Raw genomic sequence first — 3,142 nt, 5'->3', positions numbered from 1 at the left:
GTCGCGGGCCGTCCCGTCGACGCAGGCCGTGCCGGCCACCGCCTCGGCGACCCGTGACGCCGACGACCTCGACTAGCTGCGGGCGAGGTCCGCCGCGCCGACGATGCCGGCCTCGTTGCCCTGCTGAGCGAGGTCGATCTGCGCCTCGGGACGGTGCCCGCGCGCCGAGAGCTGGTCCGCGAACGCCTTGCGGACGGGCTGGAGCAGCAGGTCGCCGGCAGCACCGACACCGCCACCGATCACGATCAGCTCGGGGTCGAGCAGCGCCGTGACCGAGGCAGCCCCCTCGCCGATCCACCGGCCGAGCGTCGCGAGCAGCTCGATCGCGAGCTCGTCGCCGTCCTGCGCGGCCTGCGTGATCTGCGGGCCGTTGAGCTTCGAGGCGTCGCCGCCCGCGAGCTCGAGCAGCGCCGTCGCACGGTCCGGCTGCGCGATGAGCGCGGCCTGGCCGTCGCGCACGAGCGCGCTGCCCGACGCGTACTGCTCCCAGCAGCCCTCGTGGCCGCAACCGCAGTAGTGCCCGCCGGGCACGACGCGCATGTGCCCGACCTCGGCCGCCACGCCCCAGCGACCGCGCACGAGCTTGCGGTCGACGATGATCGCGCCGCCCAGCCCCGTGCCGACCGTGAGCATGAGCATGTCCGAGGCGTCGCGGCCCGCGCCGAACTGGAACTCGGCCCAGCCCGCCGCGTTGGCGTCGTTCTCGACGACGATCTTGACGTCGTCGTCGCCGATCAGCGCGCGGACCTTGGCGGCCAGCGGGTACTCGCGCCACGCGATGTTGGGAGCGAAGAGGACCGAGGTGCGGTCGGGGCTCACGAAGCCGGCTGCGGCCAGGCCCATGGCCTCGACCTCGAACTCCTTGGACAGCTCGGCGTACACGTCCGCGACGGCTGCGTCGATGCTCGCGACGTCGTCGGGCTCGGTGTCGCGACGCGTCTGCGCAAGGATCTTGCCGTTCTCGTCGACCACACCCGCGGCGATCTTCGTTCCGCCGATGTCGACTCCGATGGCATGCATGTCAGGTCCTCACTCACGTAGCGGTCTGGAACTCACAGGATGGGAACGCCCGCCGGTAACGGTTGTGCACCGCCTCGGCATCGGTTCTGCGTACGTCCGTCGGCTCCGATCGTCGGTCGCTCCCGGTGTTCGCCCAGGTACGGCCTGAAATCTTGCGCAACAGCGCACAGCACCATGAAGAGTACCGACTCGGAGGCGGTCAACGACACTTCCGTCCTGTGGGTAGTGTTCTCACACCGTCGACTTCTGCCACTGGAGCCAGCATGGACGAGTTCAGCGCACCGCGCATCATCGATGTCGATCCCCTCGACAACCTCAACGACCTCTTCGCCAGCCGTGTCGCGGCCGGGCCCGACCAGCCGATGGTCGAGGTCAAGAGCGGGCCGGGCGCCCCCTGGAAGACACTGACCGCACGCGAGGTCGACGCCGACGTCGTCTCGGTCGCCAAGGGCCTCGTGGCCCTGGGCATCCAGCCCGGCGAGCACGTGGGCATCATGTCCCGCACCCGCTACGAGTGGACCCTGCTCGACTGGGCCACCTGGGCCGCGGGCGCGGTCCCCGTGCCCCTGTACGAGACCTCGAGCGCCGAGCAGGTCCAGTGGATCCTCTCGGACGCCGGGGTCAGGCTGCTCGTGGTCGAGTCGCCCGCGCACGCCGCCACGGTCGAGGAGGTCCGGGCACAGGCGCCCGAGCTCGGCCAGGTGTTCGTGATCGACGACGGTGGGATCGCCGCGCTCAAGGAGGCGGGCAAGGACGTCAGCGACGACGAGATCGCCCGCCGCCGCGGCCTCGCGAACCTCGCGGACGTCGCGACCATCATCTACACCTCGGGCACCACGGGACGTCCCAAGGGCGCCGAGCTCACGCACGAGAACTTCTACTCGCTGACCGTCAACGCCGTGAAGGCGCTGCCCGAGGTCTTCGCCGAGGCCAACGGTCGCACGCTGCTGTTCATGCCCCTGGCTCACGTCTTCGCGCGCTTCATCGGCGTGCTCGTCGTGGCGGGCGGGACGGTCCTGGGGCACACCCCGGACACCAAGACGCTCCTCGAGGACCTGGGCGAGTTCAAGCCGACCTACATCCTCTCGGTCCCCCGCGTCTTCGAGAAGGTCTACAACTCCTCGGAGCAGAAGGCCGCCGCGGGCGGAAAGGTCAAGATCTTCCACTGGGCCGCGGCTACCGCGATCGCCTACTCCCGCGCCCTGGACGACCCCAAGGGCCCGGGCATCGGCCTCAAGCTCCAGCACAAGGTCGCCGACGCGCTCGTCTACAAGAAGCTGCGTGCGGCGCTCGGCGGGCAGACCAAGTGGGCCGTCTCGGGCGGCGCCCCGCTCGGCGAGCGGCTCGGGCACTTCTACCGCGGCATCGGCGTGCGCATCCTCGAGGGCTACGGCCTGACCGAGACGACCGCACCGACGTCGGTCAACCGGCCGACCGCGACCAAGATCGGGACCGTGGGCCCCCAGCTCCCGGGCTGCGGCGCCAAGATCGCCGAGGACGGCGAGATCCTGCTCAAGGGCCACCACGTGTTCCGCGGGTACCACAACAACCCGCAGGCCACGCAGGACGCGTTCGTCGACGGCTGGTTCCGCACGGGCGACCTGGGCTCGCTCGACGCCGACGGGTTCCTGCGCATCACGGGCCGCAAGAAGGAGATCATCGTGACCGCGGGCGGCAAGAACGTCGCCCCGGCCGTGCTCGAGGACCGCATCCGCGCGCACGCCCTGATCAGCCAGTGCGTCGTCGTCGGGGACGGGCAGCCGTTCATCGGCGCGCTCATGACGATCGACCCCGAGGGCCTGCCCGGGTGGCTCGCGATGCACGGCAAGGAGCCCATGAGCATCGACGCCGCGGCTCTCGACATCGACGTCCTCGCGGCCCTCGACGCCGCGGTGGACCGCGCCAACAAGGCCGTCTCGCGCGCCGAGTCGATCCGCAAGTTCACGATCCTGACCACGGACTTCACGGTCGAGAACGGCTACCTGACGCCTTCGCTCAAGGTCAAGCGCAACGTCGTCCTCCAGGACTTCTCGGTCGAGATCGACGCGATCTACGCGGGCGCTGCCGCCCACTGACCCGCACGGAGACGCCTGCTCCGCACGACGGCCGGTCCCCAGGAGGG

Annotated in this window: 2 protein-coding genes; one reads left to right on the top strand and one right to left on the bottom strand. The window is 70.5% G+C overall.

The genetic code is table 11. The features are described 5' to 3' along the window. Positions 1 to 72: 72 nt before the first annotated feature. A complete protein-coding gene (locus ACFWFR_RS18710; protein ID WP_191803288.1) occupies positions 73 to 1,020 on the bottom strand; it encodes an ROK family glucokinase in 948 nt (315 codons plus the stop codon). A gap of 263 nt (positions 1,021 to 1,283) precedes the next feature. Between ACFWFR_RS18710 and ACFWFR_RS18705 the strand changes: the two genes are divergently transcribed. Then, a complete protein-coding gene (locus ACFWFR_RS18705) occupies positions 1,284 to 3,095 on the top strand; it encodes a long-chain fatty acid--CoA ligase (protein WP_191803286.1) in 1,812 nt (603 codons plus the stop codon). Positions 3,096 to 3,142: the final 47 nt, after the last annotated feature.

Origin of the sequence: Oerskovia sp. NPDC060287 (assembly GCF_042726775.1) — a bacterium.
Classification (GTDB): domain Bacteria; phylum Actinomycetota; class Actinomycetes; order Actinomycetales; family Cellulomonadaceae; genus Oerskovia; species Oerskovia merdavium.
Note: the sequence above shows the minus strand (reverse complement) of the source record. Positions and strands in the feature narration are given on the sequence as shown.

Excerpts from the sequence above, each read along its gene's own strand:
- ACFWFR_RS18710 (WP_191803288.1), bottom strand. The coding sequence starts at position 1,020 with ATGCATGCCATCGGAGTCGACATCGGCGGAACGAAGATCGCCGCGGGT.
- ACFWFR_RS18705 (WP_191803286.1), top strand. The coding sequence starts at position 1,284 with ATGGACGAGTTCAGCGCACCGCGCATCATCGATGTCGATCCCCTCGAC.